This is a genomic window from Nonomuraea sp. 10N515B (genome assembly GCF_052245915.1).
GTDB lineage: Bacteria > Actinomycetota > Actinomycetes > Streptosporangiales > Streptosporangiaceae > Nonomuraea.
In genome coordinates, this window is sequence record NZ_JBQQBQ010000051.1 from 21,990 (window position 1) to 43,138 (window position 21,149).

24 protein-coding genes are annotated in these 21,149 nt (G+C 67.9%); 12 read left to right on the plus strand and 12 right to left on the minus strand.

Annotated elements, in window-relative coordinates:
• Window positions 1-7: 7 nt before the first annotated feature.
• Both ACTWQA_RS44715 and ACTWQA_RS44720 read left to right on the plus strand, forming a co-directional pair.
• Window positions 8-2,845, plus strand: a complete 2,838-nt coding sequence (locus ACTWQA_RS44715) for an AfsR/SARP family transcriptional regulator (protein ID WP_443164943.1) — start codon at window positions 8-10, stop codon at window positions 2,843-2,845.
• 221 nt (window positions 2,846-3,066) lie between these two features.
• Complete coding sequence (locus ACTWQA_RS44720; RefSeq protein WP_443164944.1) at window positions 3,067-3,498, plus strand: hypothetical protein; 432 nt, start codon at window positions 3,067-3,069, stop codon at window positions 3,496-3,498.
• 221 nt (window positions 3,499-3,719) lie between these two features.
• On the opposite strand, the gene ACTWQA_RS44725 is transcribed toward ACTWQA_RS44720, so the two are convergent.
• Both ACTWQA_RS44725 and ACTWQA_RS44730 read right to left on the minus strand, forming a co-directional pair.
• Window positions 3,720-4,106, minus strand: coding sequence for a hypothetical protein (locus ACTWQA_RS44725; RefSeq protein WP_443164945.1), 387 nt, complete (start codon window positions 4,104-4,106; stop codon window positions 3,720-3,722).
• Between the two features lie 303 nt (window positions 4,107-4,409).
• Window positions 4,410-5,075: a TetR/AcrR family transcriptional regulator C-terminal domain-containing protein gene (locus ACTWQA_RS44730; RefSeq protein ID WP_443164946.1), complete on the minus strand. Its 666-nt coding sequence runs from the start codon at window positions 5,073-5,075 to the stop codon at window positions 4,410-4,412.
• 184 nt (window positions 5,076-5,259) lie between these two features.
• Between ACTWQA_RS44730 and ACTWQA_RS44735 the strand changes: the two genes are divergently transcribed.
• A complete protein-coding gene (locus ACTWQA_RS44735; protein ID WP_443164947.1) occupies window positions 5,260-5,958 on the plus strand; it encodes a DUF998 domain-containing protein in 699 nt (232 codons plus the stop codon).
• Between the two features lie 159 nt (window positions 5,959-6,117).
• On the opposite strand, the gene ACTWQA_RS44740 is transcribed toward ACTWQA_RS44735, so the two are convergent.
• Entirely contained in the window at window positions 6,118-6,507 is a 390-nt protein-coding gene (locus ACTWQA_RS44740) for a hypothetical protein (RefSeq protein ID WP_443164948.1), read from the minus strand.
• Window positions 6,508-7,240: 733 nt separating this feature from the next.
• On the opposite strand from ACTWQA_RS44740, the gene ACTWQA_RS44745 reads away from it, so the two are divergent.
• Both ACTWQA_RS44745 and ACTWQA_RS44750 read left to right on the plus strand, forming a co-directional pair.
• Window positions 7,241-7,546, plus strand: coding sequence for a hypothetical protein (locus ACTWQA_RS44745; protein ID WP_443164949.1), 306 nt, complete (start codon window positions 7,241-7,243; stop codon window positions 7,544-7,546).
• 398 nt (window positions 7,547-7,944) lie between these two features.
• Window positions 7,945-8,343, plus strand: a complete 399-nt coding sequence (locus ACTWQA_RS44750) for a DUF4333 domain-containing protein (protein ID WP_443164950.1) — start codon at window positions 7,945-7,947, stop codon at window positions 8,341-8,343.
• 443 nt (window positions 8,344-8,786) lie between these two features.
• Here the strand turns inward: ACTWQA_RS44750 and ACTWQA_RS44755 are convergent, their stop codons facing one another.
• Together ACTWQA_RS44755 and ACTWQA_RS44760 are read right to left on the minus strand one after the other, a co-directional pair.
• Window positions 8,787-8,960 carry a hypothetical protein gene (locus tag ACTWQA_RS44755; RefSeq protein ID WP_443164951.1) on the minus strand — a complete coding sequence of 58 codons (174 nt, stop codon included), beginning with the start codon at window positions 8,958-8,960 and terminating at the stop codon, window positions 8,787-8,789.
• A gap of 451 nt (window positions 8,961-9,411) precedes the next feature.
• Window positions 9,412-11,028: a serine/threonine-protein kinase gene (locus ACTWQA_RS44760; protein ID WP_443164952.1), complete on the minus strand. Its 1,617-nt coding sequence runs from the start codon at window positions 11,026-11,028 to the stop codon at window positions 9,412-9,414.
• A 290-nt stretch (window positions 11,029-11,318) separates the two neighbouring features.
• On the opposite strand from ACTWQA_RS44760, the gene ACTWQA_RS44765 reads away from it, so the two are divergent.
• Entirely contained in the window at window positions 11,319-12,392 is a 1,074-nt protein-coding gene (locus ACTWQA_RS44765) for a Gfo/Idh/MocA family protein (RefSeq protein ID WP_443164953.1), read from the plus strand.
• Between the two features lie 93 nt (window positions 12,393-12,485).
• On the opposite strand, the gene ACTWQA_RS44770 is transcribed toward ACTWQA_RS44765, so the two are convergent.
• The 3 genes from ACTWQA_RS44770 to ACTWQA_RS44780 all read right to left on the minus strand — a co-directional run bounded on the left by ACTWQA_RS44770 (window position 12,486) and on the right by ACTWQA_RS44780 (window position 15,043).
• A complete protein-coding gene (locus ACTWQA_RS44770; protein WP_443164999.1) occupies window positions 12,486-12,764 on the minus strand; it encodes a zinc-binding dehydrogenase in 279 nt (92 codons plus the stop codon).
• 131 nt (window positions 12,765-12,895) lie between these two features.
• On the minus strand, window positions 12,896-13,759 hold the full coding sequence (locus ACTWQA_RS44775) for a pentapeptide repeat-containing protein (protein WP_443164954.1): 864 nt from the start codon (window positions 13,757-13,759) through the stop codon (window positions 12,896-12,898).
• Window positions 13,760-14,137: 378 nt separating this feature from the next.
• The gene (locus tag ACTWQA_RS44780) at window positions 14,138-15,043 is read right to left on the minus strand and encodes a hypothetical protein (protein ID WP_443164955.1); all 906 of its coding nucleotides are present in this window, start codon (window positions 15,041-15,043) and stop codon (window positions 14,138-14,140) included.
• Between the two features lie 122 nt (window positions 15,044-15,165).
• Here ACTWQA_RS44780 and ACTWQA_RS44785 point away from each other — a divergent pair, with 122 nt between their 5' ends.
• Both ACTWQA_RS44785 and ACTWQA_RS44790 read left to right on the plus strand, forming a co-directional pair.
• Entirely contained in the window at window positions 15,166-15,432 is a 267-nt protein-coding gene (locus ACTWQA_RS44785; RefSeq protein WP_443164956.1) for a metalloregulator ArsR/SmtB family transcription factor, read from the plus strand.
• Window positions 15,429-16,178: a DUF2071 domain-containing protein gene (locus tag ACTWQA_RS44790; protein ID WP_443164957.1), complete on the plus strand. Its 750-nt coding sequence runs from the start codon at window positions 15,429-15,431 to the stop codon at window positions 16,176-16,178. Before ACTWQA_RS44785 ends, ACTWQA_RS44790 begins: the two co-directional genes overlap by 4 nt.
• A gap of 3 nt (window positions 16,179-16,181) precedes the next feature.
• On the opposite strand, the gene ACTWQA_RS44795 is transcribed toward ACTWQA_RS44790, so the two are convergent.
• Window positions 16,182-16,394: a hypothetical protein gene (locus ACTWQA_RS44795; RefSeq protein WP_443164958.1), complete on the minus strand. Its 213-nt coding sequence runs from the start codon at window positions 16,392-16,394 to the stop codon at window positions 16,182-16,184.
• Between the two features lie 163 nt (window positions 16,395-16,557).
• On the opposite strand from ACTWQA_RS44795, the gene ACTWQA_RS44800 reads away from it, so the two are divergent.
• Both ACTWQA_RS44800 and ACTWQA_RS44805 read left to right on the plus strand, forming a co-directional pair.
• Window positions 16,558-17,337 carry a helix-turn-helix domain-containing protein gene (locus ACTWQA_RS44800; protein ID WP_443164959.1) on the plus strand — a complete coding sequence of 260 codons (780 nt, stop codon included), beginning with the start codon at window positions 16,558-16,560 and terminating at the stop codon, window positions 17,335-17,337.
• A gap of 3 nt (window positions 17,338-17,340) precedes the next feature.
• The gene (locus ACTWQA_RS44805; protein WP_443164960.1) at window positions 17,341-18,213 is read left to right on the plus strand and encodes a sterol desaturase family protein; all 873 of its coding nucleotides are present in this window, start codon (window positions 17,341-17,343) and stop codon (window positions 18,211-18,213) included.
• A 147-nt stretch (window positions 18,214-18,360) separates the two neighbouring features.
• On the opposite strand, the gene ACTWQA_RS44810 is transcribed toward ACTWQA_RS44805, so the two are convergent.
• Both ACTWQA_RS44810 and ACTWQA_RS44815 read right to left on the minus strand, forming a co-directional pair.
• Window positions 18,361-18,495 (minus strand): hypothetical protein, encoded by a 135-nt coding sequence (locus ACTWQA_RS44810; protein WP_443164961.1) that lies wholly within the window; start codon window positions 18,493-18,495, stop codon window positions 18,361-18,363.
• Between the two features lie 37 nt (window positions 18,496-18,532).
• Window positions 18,533-18,991, minus strand: coding sequence for a hypothetical protein (locus ACTWQA_RS44815; RefSeq protein WP_443164962.1), 459 nt, complete (start codon window positions 18,989-18,991; stop codon window positions 18,533-18,535).
• A gap of 318 nt (window positions 18,992-19,309) precedes the next feature.
• Between ACTWQA_RS44815 and ACTWQA_RS44820 the strand changes: the two genes are divergently transcribed.
• Window positions 19,310-19,843, plus strand: coding sequence for a CAP domain-containing protein (locus ACTWQA_RS44820; RefSeq protein ID WP_443164963.1), 534 nt, complete (start codon window positions 19,310-19,312; stop codon window positions 19,841-19,843).
• 65 nt (window positions 19,844-19,908) lie between these two features.
• Window positions 19,909-20,526 (plus strand): hypothetical protein, encoded by a 618-nt coding sequence (locus tag ACTWQA_RS44825; protein ID WP_443164964.1) that lies wholly within the window; start codon window positions 19,909-19,911, stop codon window positions 20,524-20,526.
• A gap of 318 nt (window positions 20,527-20,844) precedes the next feature.
• On the opposite strand, the gene ACTWQA_RS44830 is transcribed toward ACTWQA_RS44825, so the two are convergent.
• A complete protein-coding gene (locus tag ACTWQA_RS44830; RefSeq protein WP_443164965.1) occupies window positions 20,845-21,027 on the minus strand; it encodes a hypothetical protein in 183 nt (60 codons plus the stop codon).
• Between the last annotated feature and the right edge of the window lie 122 nt (window positions 21,028-21,149).

Here is a 21,149-nt window from a genome sequence, read left to right on the forward strand (position 1 = left end):
GTACCCGTTGGCTGCGATCTGGTTCGGTGTCCTGGGGCCGCTTGAGGTGAGGGCGGACGGGCGCCCGGTCGGGTTGCACGGCCCCCGTCAGGAAAGGGCGCTCGCGGCGCTGCTGCTGGAGGCCGGCCAGGTCGTCACAGTCGACCGGCTGCTCGACAGCATGTGGGAGAACCCCCCGGCCACGGCGCGGCGGCAGGTTCAGGATCTGGTGACGCGGCTACGGCGGACGCTCGTGGGTGCCGGAGCGGCCGACAACCTCATCATGACGGTGCGAGGGGGCTACCTGCTGCGACCGGCCCCCGGCTGCCTGGACTCCCAGACCTTCGATGAGCTGGTCACGAAGGCGCGGCAAACCGCCCCTGCCGATGCCGCCGCGGCCGCCGCCACGTTCCGGCAGGCGCTGCTGCTGTGGCGGGGCGAGCCGCTGACCGGCGTGGACGGTCCGCGCTTCGAGAACGCCGCCAGGGCTCTGCAAGAACGCCAGATGGTCGTCTGGGAAGAGTGCCTGACGCTGGAGTTGTCGCTGGGCCGCCATCAAGAGGTGATCGCGGAGCTGCTGGCGCTGGTGGACCGGCACCCCTTCCGGGAGTCCCTGGTCGGATTGCTGATGCGGGCGACGGCCGACGCGGGCCGGTTGGCCGACGTGCTGGAGATCTATCGTGGCCTACGGGCGCGGCTGACCGGCGAGCTCGGCCTCGACCCCGGCCCGGAGCTGCGGCGACTGCATGACGCGCTGCTGCGGTGCGAGCCCGACCCCGGTGACGGGTCCCCGCTGTGGGAGCCTGGTCCCAGTGACGAGTCCCCGCGCTGGGAGCCGGTGACCGGCCGGGTCCCGGCGATGCTGCCGCTGGACGCGTACGGATTCACCGGGCGCGAGGCCGAACTCGCCTGGCTGGACGGCGTGCTGGCCGGGGCAGGACGGCAGCCGACCGCGGTGGTCGTCTCCGCCGTGTCGGGCACCGCGGGCGTGGGCAAGACCGCTCTGGCGGTGCACTGGGCGCACCGGGTCCGCGACCTCTTTCCCGACGGGCAGCTGTACGTGAACCTGCGGGGCTTCGATCCGGACAGGGCGGCGATGACCCCGGCAGAGGCGGTGCGGGGGTTCCTGTCCGCACTCGGCGTGGCGGCGGAGCGGGTCCCGGCGACCGTCGAGGCGCAGGCAGGCCTCTATCGCAGCCTGCTGGCCGGGCGTCGGGTGTTGATCGTGCTGGACAACGCGCGCGACGCCAAGCAGGTCCGACCCCTGATTCCCGGCTCCTCCGGCTGTGTGGCGGTGGTGACCAGCCGCAACCAGCTGCCCGGCCTGGTCGCCGCCGAGGGCGCACACCCGCTGCCACTGGACCTGCTGCCCGCCGACGAGGCCCGGGAGCTGCTGGCCCGCCGCCTGGGCGCGGATCGGGTCGCCGCCGAGCCGAAGGCGGTGGCGGAGATCATCGCCCGGTGCGCGCGGCTGCCTCTGGCGCTGACCGTCGTGGCTGCCCAGGCCGCTGTCCAGCCGGGCTTCTCCCTCGCGTCTGTCGCCGGCAAGCTGGGCGCGCCCGCCGGCCGGCTGGACGCGTTCGACGTCGGAGACCCGGCCACGCAGGTCCGGGCGGTGTTCTCCTGGTCCTACCGGACCCTCGGCGAGGACGTGGCGCGGCTGTTCCGGCTGCTCGGGCTGCATCGCGGCCCGGATCTCGGGGTGCCCGCGGCGGCGAGCCTGGCAGGCGTCCCGGCGTCCCGGGCGCGTTCGCTGCTGGCCGAGCTGACCCGCGCCCATCTCCTCACCGAGCACGCTCCCGGCCGCTACGCCTTCCACGACCTCATGCGCGCCTACGCGGGCGAGCTGGTTCACGCCCACGAACCGGCCACCGAGCGCCAGGCCGCGCTCCGTCGCCTTCTCGGCCACTATCTCCATGCCGCAGAGGCCGCCAACCGGCTGCTCAACCCACACCGGGAGCGCATCACACTGGCGCCGATCCCGCCCGGCGTGGTTCGTGAGACTTTCGGGGATCATCACGAGGCGCTGGCCTGGTTCGCCACCGAGCACGCGGTTCTGCTCGCGGCCGCGGAGCGGGCGGCCGAAACCGGGTTCGGCACCCACGCCTGGCAGCTGGCCTGGACTCTCACCGACTTCCTAGACCGCCGGGGATACTGGCGCGACTACGCCGCCGTCCACGCCACCGCACTGAGGGCCGCGAGGCGCGAAGGCGACCAATCCGGGCAGGCCCACGCCAGCCGCGGCCTCGGCCGGGCCTGCACCCGGCTGGCGCAATACGACGAGGCCCACACTCACTACCAGCGGGCTCTCGACCTGTACGGGCGGCTCGGCGACCGCACCGGCCAGGCCCACACCCATGGCCAGATTTCGACCATGTTCGAACTGTGGACCCGGTACCAGGACGCCCTCCGCCATGCCTGGCTGGCACTCGACCTCTACCAGGCCACCGGCAACCGGTCGGGACAAGCCCGGGCCCTCAACTCGATCGGCTGGTTCCACGCCCTGCTCGGCGAGTACGACAAGACCCTCCTCCACTGCCGGCAGGCCCTCACCCTGTACGACGAAATGGAAGACCCCCACGGGCTGGGGACCACCTTGGACAGCCTGGGCTACGCCCATCACCATCTCGGCCAGTGGGAGCAGGCCATCACCAGTTACGAGCGAGCCCTGGCATTGGCCCGCGAGGTCGGAGACCGCTTCCTGGGGGCCGAAACGCTCCTCCACCTCGGCGACACCCACCAGGCCGTCGGCGAGATCGGCGCGGCCCGCCTGGCGTGGCGGCAGGCCCTGACCGTGTTCGACGAGCTGGACCACCCCGATGCCGGTCTGGCCCGAGCCAGGCTGGCATCGCTCCCAGTGAGCTGACGAGCCGTTTCACCGGATCCATTGGGGAGCTCGGCCGACGTGGCCGCACCGAAATCCGGAACGGCGAGTGGCGAGGATCCTGCGAGGACGAAACGAGGACCGCGGGCTCTAGCGTTGCTGCCTGTCTCGGACAGCGATCGCGCTGTGCGAAGACCCGTGACACGTATCGGCACGACCTCGGGGAGCAAGCTCAGATGCGCCTGCGTAGAACGATGGCGGCAATGGCCGTCACGACCATGTCCATGGCCGGCATGGCCACGATGACGGCCCCCGCTTCCGCGGCGACGGCCGGCTGCAAAGGGACACGGATCGCCAAGGTGCCCGTCAAGGGAGGCCAGACCCCGGCGGAAGTCGGCTACTTGGAGGTCTACGCGCGCAGCAGGATGATGTGCGCCCGGACGGTGGCCTACAACTCCAAGGGCACCCAGTGGATGTCCGTCCGCCTGAATGACGGCCTGAACAACAAGCAGGACACCTGCTGCGGTACCCCCAGCCCGACCGACGCGGAGTGGAAGGTGGGCTGGGACGCCGTCGATTCCGGAAGGTACTCCTCCCACGCCGGGCCGGCGATGGACTACGACAACGGCACGGTCAGAGTCCACGGCTATATCAAGAAATACGGCATCATGTACACCGCGCGGTGGGTCGGCTAGGCACACCGATGCAGTTGAAGTTGCTGTCCTCCACGGTCCCGCACAGCCCTCGACGGGTGTGCCAAGGTTGCCTGCGTGGCCTTCTTGAATGGGCATCAACACCGTCGTTAGCATCATCGTCGGCATCGCGGGGATCATCGGCTCGCCTTCACCGTGAGCAGACACCCTCTCGGACATGGGCGGGCCGGCCCGGCGCCGCCGGACCGGCCCGGTTTCCGACCTCAGTACCGGTCGTAGTCGCTGTGACGGTCGTGACCGTACCGGTCTCTGTCTTCGTGCTTCTTGTGGTCACGGAAGAAGTGGCCCCGGTCGTGGTCGCGGTCGAAGAGGTGATGCCGGGCGAAGGCGCGCGACACCAGCTTCCACTTGCCGTCGACCCACACGAAGAAGTGGCGGCCGTCGAACCGGAAGCGCTCGCCGTTGACGAAGAAGACCCGGTCGTGGTGCCGGTCACCCGGCCGCTCGCCGTAGCTGGTGGCGACGGAGTGGCTGTGGTCCCAGTGTTCGTACGTGGCCGCTGAGGCGGCTCCGCTCGCGCCGAGGGTGACGCCGCCCGTTACTGCCACAGTGGCGGTCACAGTCGCCACACGCCTAGTGATCTTGGACATCGTGGTGTGCCTCCTTAGATCCGCACGCCGCGCCGGTGGCTCCAGACGATCAGCGTGCTTCGTTGCGTGTATTGCGCCCGGTATTACGCCCTAAATGTCCCGTATAGATTCAAATATCGAGCTATGTGATTTTTGTCATGAATATCGGAATTGTGAATCCCTTTGGGGGGTCTCGTTCGTAGCACCGCCGATCGCGAGGTCCCCGCGTCTGTCCCCGCCGTCGCGCTCAACCTGATCCGGCTGGACGCCTGGTGGACGGGCACCCCCTAGACCGGACCCGCACAAGTCATCTCGCCCGGCGGCTCAAGCCTGATGTCTGGCCAAAGCTGCGGCGGAGCCGTCGACGAGCACTCCAACGCCATGCTCGAAGGCTTGTTCGCCGAGCGGACTTCCGCCCTCGCGGATCGCCGCGATCAAGGTGGCCGAGGTGCCGCCGTCGAGCAGCTCGGCCAGCGCCAGGAACTGGTCCGCCGGGGTCCGGGTGTCCTCCTGACGCTCAGCCTGCTCCTGGAGGACGAACCCGGTGACATAGCGGGAGATCGCCGCGATTGTGTGGAGCGCCAGCACCGGGGTGAACCCGCAGCCGACCATGGCGGTCAGCTCCTGATCGAACAGCCTGATCGCAGCCGGCCCCAACCGGGCGTTGGCGACCACGCGGGCCCCGTCGCGGTAGGCCAGCAGCACCCTGCGGTAGTTGCGGGCCCGGCGGGTGAGCCAGTCCTGCCAGGATTCGCCGGCGCGGGGTGGCCCCATCCCGCCGGCCAGCAGGATCGCCTCGGCCATCTGGTCGAGCAGCTCCTGCTTGTTGCGGAAGTGCCAGTAAAGGGCGGGTGACTTCACGCCCAGCTCCGCGGCGAGGCGGCGGGTGGTCAACCCGTCCAGGCCGACCTCGTCGAGCAGCTTCAGCGCGGCGCTGACCACCGTGTGCCGCGTCAGCCCTTGGCGCGGCGCCGGCGTCGTTTCGTCCATCGGTTGACACTTTAGCGCCGCTGAGGCACCTTATCAGCGATAAGGCATTAGCAGTGATAAGGAAAACGGTGCGGGCAGCCGGCGCGACACCGCGGGCGACAGCACGAGCGCGCCCGAACACCACCGCGTGCCATACGGCGCCATGATCGTTGGGGCATCAGGCTCGGTTACAGACGGGAGAGAAATGTCCAACCTGCCACAGCAGCAACTGACCAGGGCTCTGCTGGCGTGCGGCATGTTAGCCGGGCCGCTGTTCCTCCTCGCCGTCATCATCCAGGACTACACCCGCCCTGGCTTCGACCCCCGCGTGCACCCGCTCAGCATGCTGAGCCTGGGCGAGCTGGGGTGGATCCAAATCACCAACTTCGTGGCCACCGGACTGCTGAACGTCGCGTTCGCGGTCGGGCTACGACGGGCTTTGCACCCTGGCCCGGGCGGGACCTGGGGGCCGTTGCTGATCGGCACCTACGGGATCGGCCTAATCGGCGCCGGGGTCTTCGTCTCCGACCCGGCGTGGGGCTACCCGCCCGGGGCGCCGCAGGGCCTCCCTGAGGACCCAAGTTGGCACTACGTCCTGCACGGCACCGCCTTCATCGTGGTGATGGGCGGGCTGATCGCGGCATGCTTCGTGTTCGCCCGCCGGTTCGCCGCACAGGGAGCGCGTGGGTGGGCTGCCTACTGCGCCGCCACGGGCGCGGCCCTCCCCACGCTCTACGCAGTGGTGGCGGCACTGTCGGACCGCGGCGAGGATCCACAACCCTTGAGCCTGCTGCTGCGGGCCATGGCTTTCCTGGGCTGGGGATGGGCCTCGGTGCTCGCGGTGCGGCTGCGCAGCACGCATGGCTCAGCTCGAAAGGACGCACACGCAGGCGCGGCCGCGTGAACTAGAACGACAGAACGAGATTCGGTCCTTGTGGGCCGGGTTTCTTATGCCCAACCGTACGTCGTCAGCACGGCCGAGAGGGCTTGAAGGCGTTCCCGAAGCTCAGCCGGGTTCGAATACGCACAACGAAGGCTTCACCTGTGTGGATCAGTGATCCTTCTAATGGGCGGGCAGGCGGCTCAATATCTCGGCGACAGTTTCGTGCATCTCCGGGGTCACCTTGCCGTCTGCCTGGTCGAACGGTATCTCCAGGACGAGGTTGCTCACTCGCACCCACACCGTCACCCGGCTCCTGTACAGCGCGGCAAAGGCCTCGTCCCCCAGGCCTTTGACGGGTTTGGCCCGCTCTTCAGCCTGTCTCCTGTAGTAGGCGAAGATCTCCTTGGCCACGGCGATCCCGCTCTTGCCCTGCCACGCGCGCGCGTGCCGTACCTTGAGCCCGCCGCATTGGGTCGCCGACTCGGGGACGCCCTCCGGCAGCAGGGAGCAGGCGTACGGCGCCGCCGCGAAGCGCCCGTCCCTCGGGTTGGGTGACGGTGAATGTGTCAAGTATGTCGGGCTCGTCCGTACTCGGCTGCGCGATGCTGGTGTCGACTGTCCAGGGTGAGCTCCCGCAGCCGGAGATCGAGATCCGCGACTTGCCGCGGATTCGCGTCGAGGACTTGGTCGGCCTCAGGGCGGTACCCTCGACGGCGCATCCGGCCAGGGTGCCGGCGAACGTGGTGCCATTTTGGAATTCGGTCACCTTGAGATTTCCACCGGAGACCTGCTGCCACCTGGTCTGCAACACCGTGCCCAATTGGGCATCGACGGCGTGATCGCCCGCGTCGGCATTGGCGAATGCCGGGCTGGCCCCGCCCAGCCCGAGTGTGATGACCGTGAGTGCGCTCAGGGACAACGACAATGACCGCAAGCGTCTCGTGCGGGGCGTCATTGCGAGAACTCGCAGGGGTTCATCCTCCTCGGAGCCGTGTGCACGGCTGGTTGAGCTGCATTCTGCACCCTCCCAGTACAGGTTCCGTACATGTCTGGAATACGTAGGCGTATTCCAGACATGTACCGCGACCGGGTAATGATTGATTGCTCACAGGCCTGGCCTCGCGCTTCAGCGAAGCGCGTCGCATGATCAGATGGAGAGGAGCTTCTCCTGTGTTCAATCGCAAGGGAATCCGCGAGTCGCGGAAAGCACTCGGCGTGCTGGCGGCGGGGATGGTCTCGCTTGTCACGGTGGGCGACCACACTCATCGCGGCCACGCCCGCCAATGCCGCTGCCGCGTGTTCGGTGAGCGCGACCGTGGGGAATCCGTATAAGCACAGAACCACCAGCGGCAGCGTCCAGATCCGCGCCCAATGGACCGTCAGCCTGAGCTGCCTCGGTCAGGCGTCCATCGGCTGGTGGGTGGACGGTAAGCAGTACAAAGCCGGGGACGGGTACTACCGCTTGGGCCGGGCCACCTACAGCTATGTCGTCGGAGGCTGCAAGACCGGCGACTACCAGCAACATCTGCATGTTCTCTACGTTTCGAACAGCAGCGGCGACGGCACGGAGATCCGGCGGGCGAGCTCCAAAGTCCACATCAGTTGCTGACCCTCTAGGGTCCTCGCGGAACACCCGAGGTCAGATAATTATGGGGAAGACTTTTGGGGTACGACCTGCGGTTTCACCGCCAAAAGTCTTCCCCATGAATGTAACGATCTCGGTTGTTGAGGGGGGTGGCTAGTGCGGTGACCACTTAGCGTGCCGAATGGGTGGGAGAGCTATGATCCTACGATCGCCGCATGCTTGATCGAAGCCATCGTATAAGATATCCGGCCGAAATTTCCCGAAGACTAAGGCGACCCCGAAAAGGCTCTGCCCTGGATGCAGCGGAGGGGCCTCGGCTTGGCTGCCGTCGATGCCACCGGCGGTGTGTAGGCGAAAGCGCCGGCCATGTGGCCGAGTACGGCCGGGCATGATTTACTACTGGACCTTGCTAACTATCACGGATGACGGCGATCGCGCTGCGCGGCCGCAGAAACTACTGTCAGCCCGTGCACGTCGAAACAGCAATCTTTCAAGAGATGAGGATGGGGAACATGCGTATTGGCTTCCCGGTTTCTTTGGCCTGCGGTGTGGTGCTGGTTGTTGCGGGCTGCAGCTTCAGCATAGGTAGCACTTCCGTCGAGAGACCCACGGTCGAACAGCAGGTCGCCGACCAGTTGGCGGCGAAGGTCGGGCAGCGACCGAAGGCGGTCGAGTGCCCGGGTGACCTCAAGGGGGAGCAGGGCACCACGATGCGTTGCCAGCTGGAGGCCAACGACGGGACGAAGCTCGGCCTCACCGTCACGGTCACGTCGGTCGAGGGCAGCAATGTCAAATTCAACATTAAGGTCGACAACAAGTAGAGGGGTTTCCACGAGTCCGCTCGGACCCGAGGCAAGACCATTGTTAGCGGTCATGTGAAAACGGCTCTGGTCTGCGGACAGGCCGTTCCAGGTAGATGGCCACGTCGTTCCTGCTGAGCGGCCAACCGAAGTCCAGATGGACGGCCATCAGGGGCAGGTCTCAGAGAGCGGGATCGTGGGCCAACGCTCGGCTTGCAGGAAGGGGTGCTCCAGCCTGTACGGCGGACGCCGAAGCCCGCGATCGTGCCGGTCGCCGCCTGGAACCGGGGCTTCAGCAGCAACCGGACAGGCCAGTGGGGTGAGGAGATGCCCAGTGGGCAGGCGCCCGCAACCCCAGCAACGCCATCGCCCCCTTTCCCTGCTGATGCGTCTCCTCCTGCCCGAGCCGGCCCATGTCATGCCGCATGCCGCCACCGGCTTGACCTGCGTATGTAGGGCCGGAACTATCCGCGCGGGCCGGCCACGCCGGCCACGCCGTCCACCGCCAGCCGGTCGAGGACGTCGCCCATGTACGCGATGGCCTGGCGGTCGCTGATCTGGCTCTCTGATGCGGGCGTGTGGGAGCCGTACCGGCTGCCGGAGACTTTGCCGGGGGCGACGAGGGTCCGGGCGGCCATGGCACCGAAGTCGTTTCTTCTCCAGGTACGCGAGCATGCGCGCGGCCTCGTCGTGATGGTCCAACACCACCATCATGGTGATGAACTCGATGCAGACGACGCTGGCGGCGATCACGTCCTCGGTGGCGATGAGCTCGTCGATGTAGGTACGGAGAATCCGGAATGCGCGCCGTCGGTGGCCGCGGCGGAACGCCGTCTGCGCCTGGACGGCCTTGTTGGCCGAGAGCGAGCCTTCAGGGACGTCGACGGTGGCCGCCTCGTCGAAGTACCGCTCGGCGTCGTGGGGCCGTCCCTGAAAGGAGGCGGAGTATCCGAGGGTTTGCAGTGCCCAGTGCCGGAGCGTGGGCGGACCTTCCGGCCGACCTGGTCGAAGTGGTCCTCGCACTCTGGCTGCTCACGAGAGGCTTCAACCCCGCCACGCCAGGCGCCTTGGGCCTGGTGTTGGCACCCTTCACTGAGGCCGGTGGAGGGTGAAGTCGTCGAACGACACGGTGATGACCCCGCCTCCGGCCTCCGGCACCCGCGCGGCCAGGCCGACCTGAGTGGTCGCGCTGTCGGGAAGCGTCTCCGAGTCGACGACGTCGATCGTCTGGGTTCCGTCGATCCACAGCGTCAGGCGGGTTCCCGCGTCGGCCTGCCTGCAGGCGGCCTGGATGCGGACCTTCTGCTCGGCTCGTGGCACCTCGGCCTGTACGGGAGGCGTTACATCGAGATTGGTCCCTTGGGCGTTTCTGATAACGCGTGCGACGCCGTCGAGCCCGAGCAGGAACGCGTACCCATTGGGCACGTCTTCGTCCCAGCGGCACAGGAGCCCGAAGCTTGCCCGGCCCGTCGAGCCCTCCTGCACCTGGGCCGTCACGCCGATCATCACCTGGCGTTCGATAGTGGACGCATTCTTGGCGGGCACGGGGGAGAGGGCCGCATTGCTGGGGTAGCTCTTGTCGGCCATGAGCGAGAAGACGCCCCGGTCGATCTCGTAGCCGCGCATGGTGCGGTTGTCGCCTTCGGCGTCGGGGCTGAAGGTGTAGCCGTCCCAGTTACCCCGATCGCCGAAGTCGTCGCTGTAGAGAAGCGTGCCGCTCGCCGGCGCCTCACGCTGCACCATGAGGATCACCCCCGCGACAAGCAGCGCCGTAAGACCGGCCGCGACTCCCACGATCCACCGCCGCGACTTCGCGGGGATCGAGGTGGACGGCTCTCGCCCCGGCGGCGAGGCGTCCGTTACGGTTCGCGTGTCCGCCGAGGATGCGCGGTCGGCAACGTCTGGATCGTTCCCCGTGAGGCTGCGCAGCAGGTCGGCGGCGGTGGGCCGGACGCCGGGGTCCTTGTCCAGGCAGGCGGCCAGCAGCGGGCGGAGCTCGCCCGGCACGCCGGACAGGTCGGGGTCGCCGGCCGTGATGGCGAACATGAGCTCGGGAATCGTCGCGCCGCCGAAGGCGCGACGCCCCGTGGCGGCGAACGCCATCGTGCAGGCCCAGCTGAACATGTCCGACGCCCCGCTGGGCGGCTGCCCGGTGAACTGCTCGGGGGCGAGGTAGGCGGGGGTGCCCATCACTCCGGCCGCGGTCGTTGTGTGCTCCATGGTGCTGGCGATGCCGAAGTCGATGACCACCGGACCCTCGGGGCCGAGGATCACGTTGCCGGGCTTGAAGTCGCGGTGCACGACCCCGGCCCGGTGGATGGCGGCCAGGGCCGTCAGCGTGGCGACCGCCAGCCGGTGCAGTCCGCTGCCGGTACGCGGGCCATCGGTGGCGACCGCCTCGGCCAGGGACCCGCCGGGGATGTACTCGCTGACCACGTAGGGGCGGCCATGGAGCACGCCCACGTCCAGCACGCGGGCGGTGCAGAAGGGGGCGAGCCGGCGGGCGGTGTCAGCCTCGCGCAGGAACCGGCGACGGCTTGCGGCGTCGATCGCCGCCCTGTGGTGCAACATCTTGATCGCGACATGGGCGCCCGACGGCGCTTCCCCGAGGTACACCACGCCCTGCCCGCCCTCGCCCAGCACGCCGCTCAGCCGATAGTCGCCTATCCGCTCAGGCCCTTCCGGATCCAGGGGACGCGGGCTCACGGCCCACCTTCGATCTTCTCGATGTCATGGTGCGGAAGCCAGGATAAGAGCCGTTCGCCCCCCGTACAAGCGGGTGCGCATCATCACGGCAGACGGCCCGCCTGGCGTCGGCAACCTGATCACCGAGGCCATGCCGCTCGGCGGCGCCCCTCCCGCGGGCCGGCCGGCCTGCGCGGCCACCGGTAGGCGGTCCTCCGCTGATGGACTCGGGACAATAGAGCGTGCCGAGTACGCGATTCCGGAGTCGCTCCGGCAGGAGATCGCTCGGCTCCCAAGGAGGTCTGGCTTTCATGACAACGACGTTCGGGGCGATCGGCAGCGGGCGGCGAACCCGGTTCTTCCTGCGGTTGGCCGCGGCCATGCCGGACCGGTTCAGGGTCAGCGGCGTCGTGACTCGCAGCGCGGATCGAGGCAGCGAGATCACCGCCGAGTGGGGCGTACCGGCCTTCCGCACGGTGGACGAGCTGCTCCGGCATGAGCGGCCCGACTACATCGCCGCGGCGGTGCCCTGGGCCGCGATGCCGGACGCGATCCGCGAGGTGGCCGGGCACGGGATGCCGGTTCTCGCCGAGACGCCACCCGCGCCGGACCTCGCCGGGCTGCGCTCGTTGTGGCGGGACGTGGGCGGCACCGGCCTGGTCCAGGTGGCCGAGCAATACCTCCTGATGCCCGGACACGCGGCCCGGCTGGCACTCGTCCGGGAGGGCGTCATCGGCAAGCCCACCTCGGTCCAAGTCTCCTCGACCCACCTGTACCACGCTGTGTCGCTCATCCGCGGCCTGCTCGGCATCGGCTTCGAGGCCGCCGAGGTACGTGCCGGCGCGTTCGAAGCACCGCTCGCCGACCCGCTCGGGTCCGACGGGTGGACCGGTGACGACAGGCCGCAATGGCTGACCACGACCATCGCCACCCTCGACTTCGGCGGCAGGATGGGCCTGTACGACTTCACCGACAACCAGTGGTGGAATCCCTTGCGCATGCGGCGCATCGTGGTGCGCGGCTCGATCGGCGAGTTGGTCGACGACCGGGTGGTCCGGCTGATCGACCCCGTGACGCCGGTGGAGTCCCGGCTGATCCGGCGGGAGACCGGCATCGACCTCAACCTGGAGTTGCGTGACCTCAAGCACATCAGCTTCGACGGGCGAGTGATCTATCGCAACCCGTTCACCGGCGCGGCCCGGTCCGACGACGACATCGCGGTCGCGGACATCCTCGAGCGCGCGGGGGCCTGGGCACGCCAGGAGGGCCCGCCACCGTACCCGCTCGCCCAGGCCTGCCAGGACCACCTGATCAGCGTCGCCATCGAGACGTCGGTGAAGACCGGCGGCCCGGTCACCACCGGCGAGGAGGCCTGGGCGGGGTGAAGGATCTCCGCGCTCCTCACCGGGCTGTGTCGCGCGTCCGTCGCCGGCAGGACTTGTTGCGAACCTCCGCCGACGACACCTCCGCCGCCGACGTCAATCGGGGACCAGCACGGCTCGCCCCTTCAGCTGCCCGGCGCGCAGCCGGGCCAACGCCTCGTGGGCGGCGGAGAGCGGGAACCGCTCCGCCTCGACGCGGAGCGCGCCGGACCGGCCGAGCGAGATCACCTCGGTGAGCTCGCGGCGGGTGCCCCAGAACGGCAGTGAGATCAGCCCGCCCTGGGGAAGCGGGCCCGGTTTCCGGACACTCAACCGCCCGCCTCCGCTGCCGACCACCACGAGCTCCCCGTCGGCGCGAAGGCTCCTGGCGGACAGGTCAGGCGTCGAGTCGGTGCCCGGAAGTCGAGCACGACGTCGACGCCGTACCCACCGCTCGCAGCCCGCAGGACCCGGCCCGTGTCTGCCGACATGCGGGTGCTCAGGTGCTAGTCATCTTGAAGTCCTGGCTATGGACGGGCCTCGGTCTGGCCATCGGTCCGGATTGTGTCGTGACCACCAGCCCGGGCCGACTCCGCGGGGGTCACGCCGATGCCCGCGACGCCCTCCAGATCGGCGTCGGCGAAGTCGGCTCCGGTGAGCACCGCGCCGGTCAGGTCGGCGTTTCGCAGGCTCGCCCCTGCGAAGGTCGTCTCCGACAGATCGCATCCGGCCAGGATGACGTCGTCAAGGTTGGAGTCGGCGAAGCAGAACCTGCTCAGGTCAAGACCGGCCAGATCGGCACCGCGCAGGTCGACCTTCTCCAGCTCGATGCCGACGCCGGACGGGATCATCGCACGTCGGCCGAGGGCCGCCATCGCACCGCCGATGTCATCACGGAGCCCACCGTGGTAACGCTGCCGCTCGGCGTCCACCTCCTGCATCGGCCGAGACGGCGGCCACGGCGCCTGCTGCCTGACGAACGAGGCCAGCAGAGCTGCGATATGACCGCGGTAATGCGGGGCCACCTCGGCGATCTGCTCCAACGCATAGACGCCCCCCATACGCGTTCCCACATGATCACTCGACACTTGCTCGATGGCTTTGGTGAATCGATCGATGAACTGTCCTTCCCGATGCACCCTGATCTGCCGCAGGGTCATCACGGCGCCTAGCGCGATCCCGCCCAGGGCGACCACGGCGGCCAGCCCCTGCATGAGCGTCGAACGGACATCATTGACCGCCTTGAGCCGATCGCCCGCCGATAACGCCCACCGGCCGCCGACTCCAAGATCATGGCCAATGATCCAGGCGGGCGCGAACACCACGCACGCGACCACCAGAGCACCAACCACGGCCACGATCAAAGTCACCAAGATGGTCAGTCGCTTCATCCCCGAAGCATGACCGCACCACCGCGCCGGAACAATCCGACAGCCTCTGCAGGCAAACGGCGCCCCGCCCCATCGGAACGCTCACTGGTGATAACTCCCGGCGCGCTAGCGCCACTGACGTCGATTGTCGTTCAAACCCCGCGATCGTCGAAGATCGCTGGGTGCTCGCGGGATGGCCGCACATCCGGACACGCGGTGGCCGCCCACCTGGACGTTAGTTGGCCGCTCAGCACGAACGACGTGGCCATCTCCCTGGAGAAACCTATGTCCGTTCACAACCATCTGCAGGGCCCTGCTCGCCAGGGCCGGCACTCTCTGCTTGTCCGGCTACGACACGCCGTTGATCAACACTTCGCGACAGACTCAGCCCGCGCCGGTCTACGAGGGGGGATTTGCTAGACACCTGGACAGGACGTAGGGCTCCCAGAGAGACAACCCCTTGTGGTCGTCGGGGATCTTGCCGGTCAGGTGTCCCAGTTCGTGGAGCACGATGAGCGAGCGCCAGCCGTGGTCGTCGAGCTTGACACCACTGTCTCTATGCCGCTCCTTGGCCATCTTCGCGCTGATCCATGGCTTGAGGAGAGCGATCGCGTCCCTTTTCTCCACCTTGCCGGTCTTCACGTTCTGTAGCTCCACCTCGGCGTTGGCTGCCGGATTCTCCGGCGCTCTAGGATCTTCCGTGGTTGTCAGGTTGAGAATGAGGCGATCTTTGACCAATTGCGCGAAGATCACGGAGGCGCGGCCCTTGCGACCGCTCGCGAGATCGTCGCAACTCTCCATGCCCTTGGGCGGCTTCCTCTTGAGCGCCGTCTCCGTACGGGTGATCATGGTTTTGATCATCTGTCCCCAGGGTGCGGGCTTGGCCGTGACCTTAGCGGTTGGGTTCTGGTCGGGGGTGTAGTCCTCGAGGACGTTGCCGATAGCGGTGCCAAGGTCCACCCCGTCCGAGTCCGTGTCCACGTCGTCGCCGGGCTCGTCTTTCAGATTGCCGGGGTCAGCCTCGTCGCCCGATTCCTCCTCATCGTCGAGGTCGGCACTGTCCTCGATGGCGGTGTCGTCCTCCATCGCCATGTCGGACTCGTCGGCCTCGGTCGTGCCGGCGAAGGTGTCCTCGGCGAGGCTGCTGTCGAAGTCGCCGCCGATGCAGAAAGCCTCCACCTCCTGATCGCAGAGATCGGCCAGAGCGGGCTGAGCGGCCAGATAGCCGCCCCCGCCGATCACGGTGACGGCAGCGGCGATCGCGAGCAGACGCTTGCGGCGGACAGTGCCAGGGATGGGTTTCATGATCCGCTCCTACTCGGTTCGTGACTGTGCGACCTGCCTATGCCGCGCCACAATGACCAACCAGGTAGGCGTGTTGACCGGCGTTGATTACTTGATGTCGGCGTACTGATCGTGTGCATGAGGTGAGTACGACAGCCTGGTCCGAGCTCGCGGCAGGAGAGATCGCAAGCCGGTTCCCCATCAGCGCGCCGTCCATCTCCCGCCACCTCGGCGTCCTCAAGGGCGCGGGCCTAGTCACCGAGCGCCGCGACGGCAACCGCATTCTTTACACGCTCGCCGAGGAGCGGCTGGCCACCTGTGTGGGCCGCTTCCTCAGTGCCGTCTGTCCTGAGCAGATCATCCTCCGCCACACCAAGTGGCGTCGGACTGCAGAAGGTGAAGAGGCATGAGGCAACCTCGTCTGTCCAGTGTCATTGAGCGCCGCCTCCTGGTGAATTACCGACTCGCTCCGGAGGTCGCCGCCCGCCTGTTGCCCGACGGGCTCCGCCCGCAGCTCGTGCGCGGACATGCCGTCGCGGGCATCTGTCTGCTGCGCCTGGGAGACGTACGGCCGAGCTGGGCGCCGAAGGCCGTGGGATTGCGCAGCGAGAACGCCGCCCACCGCATCGCCGTCGAATGGGACGGTCCCCGCGGTGTCGAGACCGGCGTCTACATCCCGCGCCGCGACACCGCCTCGCTGCTTAACACCTGGGCCGGCGGGCGGCTCTTCCCCGGCGAGCACGGCCGGGCCGACTTCGAGGTCCGCGAGACGTCCGGCGAGCTGCGCATCGCTTACGCCACCCGCAGTGGCGACACCCGAGTGGACGTCACCGTGGAGATGACCCCCGAACTGCGGGGTAGCGAGCTGTTCGACAACCTGCGACAGGCGTCGCTCTTCTTCGAACGTGGAGCCAAGGGCTACTCTCCCACGGCCGCGGGGGCGCTCGAGGGCATGGAGTTGCACACGCGCGCCTGGCGGCTGGACGCCTGCCGAATCGTCTCGGCGCAGTCGTCGTTCTTCGAGAGCTTGCCGCAGGGGAGTGCGACGCTGGACTGCGCGCTCGTCATGCGCGACGTCCCCGTCAACTGGCGTCCGCTACCAACCATGCATCCAGGCCTGCCGCTCGCTCGTCGGGCTGGTGCGAAGCCCCGTTAGGGCTCATCTTGAATCAACGTCTCGATCTTGCTCGGGTTGATCATTGAGGGTGGTATGCGGGCGAATCGTGTAGTTCCAGTCGCCGTGGAAGTCGTGGCGACGGAGCCGGGGCTTCTCGAACGCGCGCATGTCACGGTCGGTGATCTTCACGCCGGTGGGGCTCTCGACGTGCGGTTCGACCAGCATGATCTCGGACCGGTCGAGGGCACCAACCACATGGCGGTCCAGCGGACCGCACCGATGCGTCTGGAGTTGTGAGCCGACGTGGGCTGGAGATCCTGTCAAGATCGTGCATCGATCGGCACGGCTATCCTGCTGCCATGGAGGCCCCGGGTTTCGTACGCTGGCGGCTGCTCAACCAGCAAGGGCAGCCGCAGCCGTGACCCTGCCCACGGACGCCTGGCGAGGCAGCACCGTGCTGCGACCCGGCTGGCTCGCCTTCACCGGCTCGGCGGGCGCGACGGAGGCCCACGCACACGCCGCGGTGCAGGTCCTTCTCGTCACTGCCGGACGGATCGAGCTGTCCGACGTCCACGGCACCCGCCGACCGGTCCACGCCGCGATCATCCCCACCCGCACCGTCCACTCCCTGTACGGCGACGCCGACGCCACCGCCACCATGCTCTACCTCGACCCGGACAGCGCGCCCGGCCGCCACGTGACGGCCAGGCTCTCCGGCCTCGCGCGTGAAGAGCTCGGCACCTGGGTCGCCGCAGCCCGAGACCTGCTGCCCCCGGATGCGCACACGCGGGCACCATCAGCCCTCGTCGAGGGCTGGGAGCCAGTCGCCGCCCGACGTAACCCGGGTTTGATGGCCGCGGTGGAAGCGCTCCCGCGGATGCTCCACGCCGCGGTCCGGCTCACCGACCTGGCCGCGGCCGTCGGGCTGTCGCCCAGCAGGCTGGGACATCTGTTCACCACCGAACTCGGCCTGTCCTTCCCCACGTACCTGCGCTGGGCGCGCCTGCGCCGGGTCATGGAGCTCGCACGCGACGGCGCCAACCTCACCGAGGCCGCGCACGGCGCCGGGTTCTCCGACAGCTCCCACCTGACCCGGGCCTGCCACGAGATGTTCGGGCTGGCGCCCTCCCGGCTGATCCAGGCCGTGAGGTCAGCGGATCTGTCCAAGTCGCCGGGGGAGGCCTCCCGCGACGCTTGAGGCATGCATCGCACTGTGATCCGGTACGGCTATGCGCCGTTCATGCTTGCCGGCGTCAACGGGACCGCCATCTGGCTGGCCGCCGCGGGCGCGTCCAAACTCTGGCTGCTGGGCCTGCTGCTGCTGGCGATAGCGTGCTCGTTCGCCGCCGAGCGCGCCCTGCCGTACGAGGACTCCTGGAACGAATCCCAGGCGGACGCCGGCCGTGACGCCATCCACAGCTTCGTCAACGAGAGCTTGATCCTGGTCAGCGTGGCGATCATCCCGCTGCTGGCCGCGTTCGTCCCGGCGGCCTCGATATGGCCCCACAGCTGGCCATTCGCCATCCAGGTCGTGCTGGCCGTCCTGGTGGCTGACATCGGGATCACGCTGACCCACTACGCTAGCCACAAGATCGGCATGCTGTGGCGGTTTCATGCCGTCCATCACTCCGTCAAACGCTTCTACGGCCTCAACGGGCTGATGAAGCACCCGCTGCACCAGACGCTGGAGATGGCCGCCGGTGTCGCTCCGCTGCTGCTGATCGGCATGCCCGTCCAGGTCGCCTCCGCGCTCGCGCTGGCCGTGGCCGTACAACTCCTGCTGCAGCACTCCAACGCCGACTACCGGGTCGGACCGCTCAAGCGCGTGCTCGCGCTCAACGAGGGGCATCGCTTCCACCACCTGAAGTGGGCGGGCATCGGCGACGTCAATTTCGGGCTGTTCACCCTGATCTGGGACCACCTGCTCGGCACCTACTCCTACGACCCGGAGCGCCTCTTCACCTCCGAGGTGCTCGGGATGGCGGCCAAGCCCGACTATCCGAGCGCCTACCTGGCCCAGCTGACCGAGCCGTTCAAGCCGTCCGGCGCCTGCTCCGGGGAGAAGGCAGCGTGACCACCGGCAGACCAAGCGAGTATCTGAAAATTAGATATTGATGTGGCCGTAGGTGATCTACTTGTGTGGCGAAGCTACCTAGCCTGGCCTGCCGCCGCCGTCACCCGAGTTCGCCGCGTTCGCCCACAGTTCCTCCGACCCCGTCGATCAGGTCACCGAGTGGACGAAGGTGTGCGCCGGCGGGTCGCCGTACTTCGATGAGGCCGCGACGCGGGCGCTGCCGTCGAGCAGCTCCGGCGAATCGCTGCGCTGGAAGGCGGAGGCGGATGACCAGCACAGCACTCTCCCGCGGCCGTGGCCGCGGACGAGCGCTTCAGCCCTACAGGCCGGAGAGCACCAAAACGACGATCAAAATCAGCAGGAGCGCCAGCCAGCCGCAGGCGATCGCCAGTAGCGCGATCATGCAGCCCTTGCCGTTCCATGGCTGGGGGGCGGGGCCGAGAGCGCCTCGGGAGTAAGCCCACATGGGGGCGCGGTATTCGAGTTCGAGTGCCATCCCGGGCTGGAGCCAGACCGTCAGGTCCGCGGGACCAATCCGTGCGGGGAGGAAATAAGGCAGGTGGACGTGAAGATGGTACTGGCCGGGAGGAAGCGGGATCGTGTTGAGGCCCCATCGGCCCAGCATCTGGTGGCCATTAAGGATGATCTTGGGAGTGATCATACCCAGCATGAAGCCGAGCCAATGCCGCTTCACCTCGAGGACGAGATGCGCCTGCCCCCCGGCGGGAACGGGTTGCGGCGGTCGGCTCCATGGGGTGTGCGGCGCGGGCGGATGCATGGCGCTCATGCTATTGCCACCAGACCTCTCACGATCTTCCGTCAAGCTGCCTGAGATAGGCGGCACGTCCCGTCAGGCATGGCCGGGGCATCCGTAGCCGCCTGGCGGGGCGCGAAGAACGAGGCCAGAACACAAGATCTTCAGTGATCTTCTGGCGGACGCATGGACCCCGCAGGAAGCCGGCCAGCCACGTCAGCGACGCCTGTCACAACCCACGAACGCTGCGTATGAGTAGGGGCTACTCATGCGGTCTGTCGTCGGGCGATGAACCCTGGCTGTGGGAGGCATCGGCAGAGGGGACCGGATATGGGCAGGCGAATGGCCGCGGCGCTGGTGGTGCTGGCAGTTGTCGGTAGCTCGGCGGAGAGCTGCGATCCGGCGCCGGGACCATCCGGGCCGTCATCGGGGTACTACGAAACGCAGGAGACGGCGGTGGGGATTCACTACCTGAATCACCGCTTGGGGCGGCACTGTTCGACGCAGCAAGCGAACACCGGCCTTCGCGACCTGGCACGGGCGCACAGTAGGGACCTGGCGGAGCACCACGCCGCGCTGATCGACAAGTACGGCGAGAACGACAACCGCCGAGGCCACATCGGCTCGGACGATACCTTGCCATGGGGCCAGGACGGCAGAATCAAGAAGGCGCTCGGCTTCAACACCCAGGCTGAGAACGCTTACTGGTATCAGGGCAAACCCGCCGATGCCATCGGCCCCGCCTGGCAGTTCTGGAGCACCAGCCCCACCCACCTCGCCAACCTGAACAACTGTGCCCTCGCCAACCACGGCGTAGGTGTCTACTACAACGCCACAACCGGCTGGACCTACCTCACCCATGACTTCGGCGGCTGAGGCGTGGACCAGGGGAAACGGACTGAGCGCAAGGTCGGCACCGCGCCGCCCGACCCAATAACCGCGTGATCTTCACCGTCGCCGGGGTCACCCACACGCCGCGGGCGCCGATCTGCTCCGCGAACACCGCCAGCGACGGCAGCGACCAGCCGCTGTCGCCGGGTTGGTGGGACGCCGAGAGGATTGTTTGTCGGCCTGATCAGGGGTGCCAAACAATTCTGCCCCGCCTAGCGTCAACGACCATGAAACGCATGCAGAGGATCGGCGCGGCGATCGCCTCCGCCGCGTTCGTCACGTCAGGGACGTTTGTGGCGCCCGCTCAGGCAGCCGCCGCCTATGTAGAGACCGAATGCTTCTCCGGCAAGTACCGGGCGAGCCTGCGGGCGTACTACTACGCCGCCGGCGACCGTGAGGTATTCAACCGGCTCAACTGGTACAGCTCCGGGCCCAGCATGGGCACCAACAACACCGTCCGCATCAGGGCCCGCGAGGACAAGCCCTGGGGGCCGGACTGGACCATCAAGGAGTGGAAACTCAAGACCCGCAAGGGGTCCGGGGGACGCAGCATCAACGTTCCGATCAAAACATGGTCCAAGTACCCGTATCACTTCGACCTGGCATTCACGTTCGACTTGCCCGGAAACAGCTACCGAACCTGCAATAGCCGCACCCGGTCCCTCTGAGGCACCGGTGTCATCGCGCCCCCCGCACAGCCAGCGGGCCGAGGAGGCACTCCGCGCGGACACGAAAGCCCCGGGCCGCATCCGCAACCCTGTCGGCTGGAGGCCCGGCCACCTGTTGTGAGCTGCGGCAGCGCTGTACTTTGGGGCTGGGGCCGCGTTAGGGAGAACGCCCCCGGGACCCGACGGTCACCTAAGTGGGCTCCCAGGTGGTCTCGATCTACGTCCCGGTCACCATGGAGGGCGCTCGCGACGTGGCCGAGTTGGTGCGCGGCGTGCTATGCGGCGACATCCCCAATCCGTTCCGGAGCTGAGCCGAGCTCACTGCCCGCCGCGCGCTGGCTGGATGTACTCGAAGCTGACCAGCCCGAGCCGGCGCGGGTCGAGCGTGTCCTTGTGCTGGTTCCGCCGCGTCGAGCTGGTGTGCAGCCTGGTGGCGCGCGCCTGCCGCTGCCACCGCGGCGACCAGTCACGGTACGAAATCAGCGTAAGGTGACTGCTCACGGAGCGGTAGCGGTATCCCTGCTCGTGCAGGTGCTGCGCTACCCACTCCGACAGTAAACATTCATCAGGGTTCAAGATCACGTAAGGCGTAGGTGGTTGGTCCCCCATGGGATGATCTTCGT

Excerpts from the sequence above, each read along its gene's own strand:
- ACTWQA_RS44755 (WP_443164951.1), bottom strand. The coding sequence starts at position 8,960 with ATGGCCGCCCGGACCCTCGTCGCCCCCGGCAAAGTCTCCGGCAGCCGG.
- ACTWQA_RS44730 (WP_443164946.1), bottom strand. The coding sequence starts at position 5,075 with ATGGACGAAACGACGCCGGCGCCGCGCCAAGGGCTGACGCGGCACACG.
- ACTWQA_RS44750 (WP_443164950.1), top strand. The coding sequence starts at position 7,945 with ATGACGGCGATCGCGCTGCGCGGCCGCAGAAACTACTGTCAGCCCGTG.
- ACTWQA_RS44820 (WP_443164963.1), top strand. The coding sequence starts at position 19,310 with ATGGCCGCGGCGCTGGTGGTGCTGGCAGTTGTCGGTAGCTCGGCGGAG.
- ACTWQA_RS44765 (WP_443164953.1), top strand. The coding sequence starts at position 11,319 with ATGACAACGACGTTCGGGGCGATCGGCAGCGGGCGGCGAACCCGGTTC.
- ACTWQA_RS44805 (WP_443164960.1), top strand. The coding sequence starts at position 17,341 with ATGCATCGCACTGTGATCCGGTACGGCTATGCGCCGTTCATGCTTGCC.
- ACTWQA_RS44735 (WP_443164947.1), top strand. The coding sequence starts at position 5,260 with ATGTCCAACCTGCCACAGCAGCAACTGACCAGGGCTCTGCTGGCGTGC.
- ACTWQA_RS44780 (WP_443164955.1), bottom strand. The coding sequence starts at position 15,043 with ATGAAACCCATCCCTGGCACTGTCCGCCGCAAGCGTCTGCTCGCGATC.
- ACTWQA_RS44790 (WP_443164957.1), top strand. The coding sequence starts at position 15,429 with ATGAGGCAACCTCGTCTGTCCAGTGTCATTGAGCGCCGCCTCCTGGTG.
- ACTWQA_RS44725 (WP_443164945.1), bottom strand. The coding sequence starts at position 4,106 with ATGTCCAAGATCACTAGGCGTGTGGCGACTGTGACCGCCACTGTGGCA.
- ACTWQA_RS44720 (WP_443164944.1), top strand. The coding sequence starts at position 3,067 with ATGGCCGTCACGACCATGTCCATGGCCGGCATGGCCACGATGACGGCC.
- ACTWQA_RS44775 (WP_443164954.1), bottom strand. The coding sequence starts at position 13,759 with ATGAAGCGACTGACCATCTTGGTGACTTTGATCGTGGCCGTGGTTGGT.
- ACTWQA_RS44815 (WP_443164962.1), bottom strand. The coding sequence starts at position 18,991 with ATGCATCCGCCCGCGCCGCACACCCCATGGAGCCGACCGCCGCAACCC.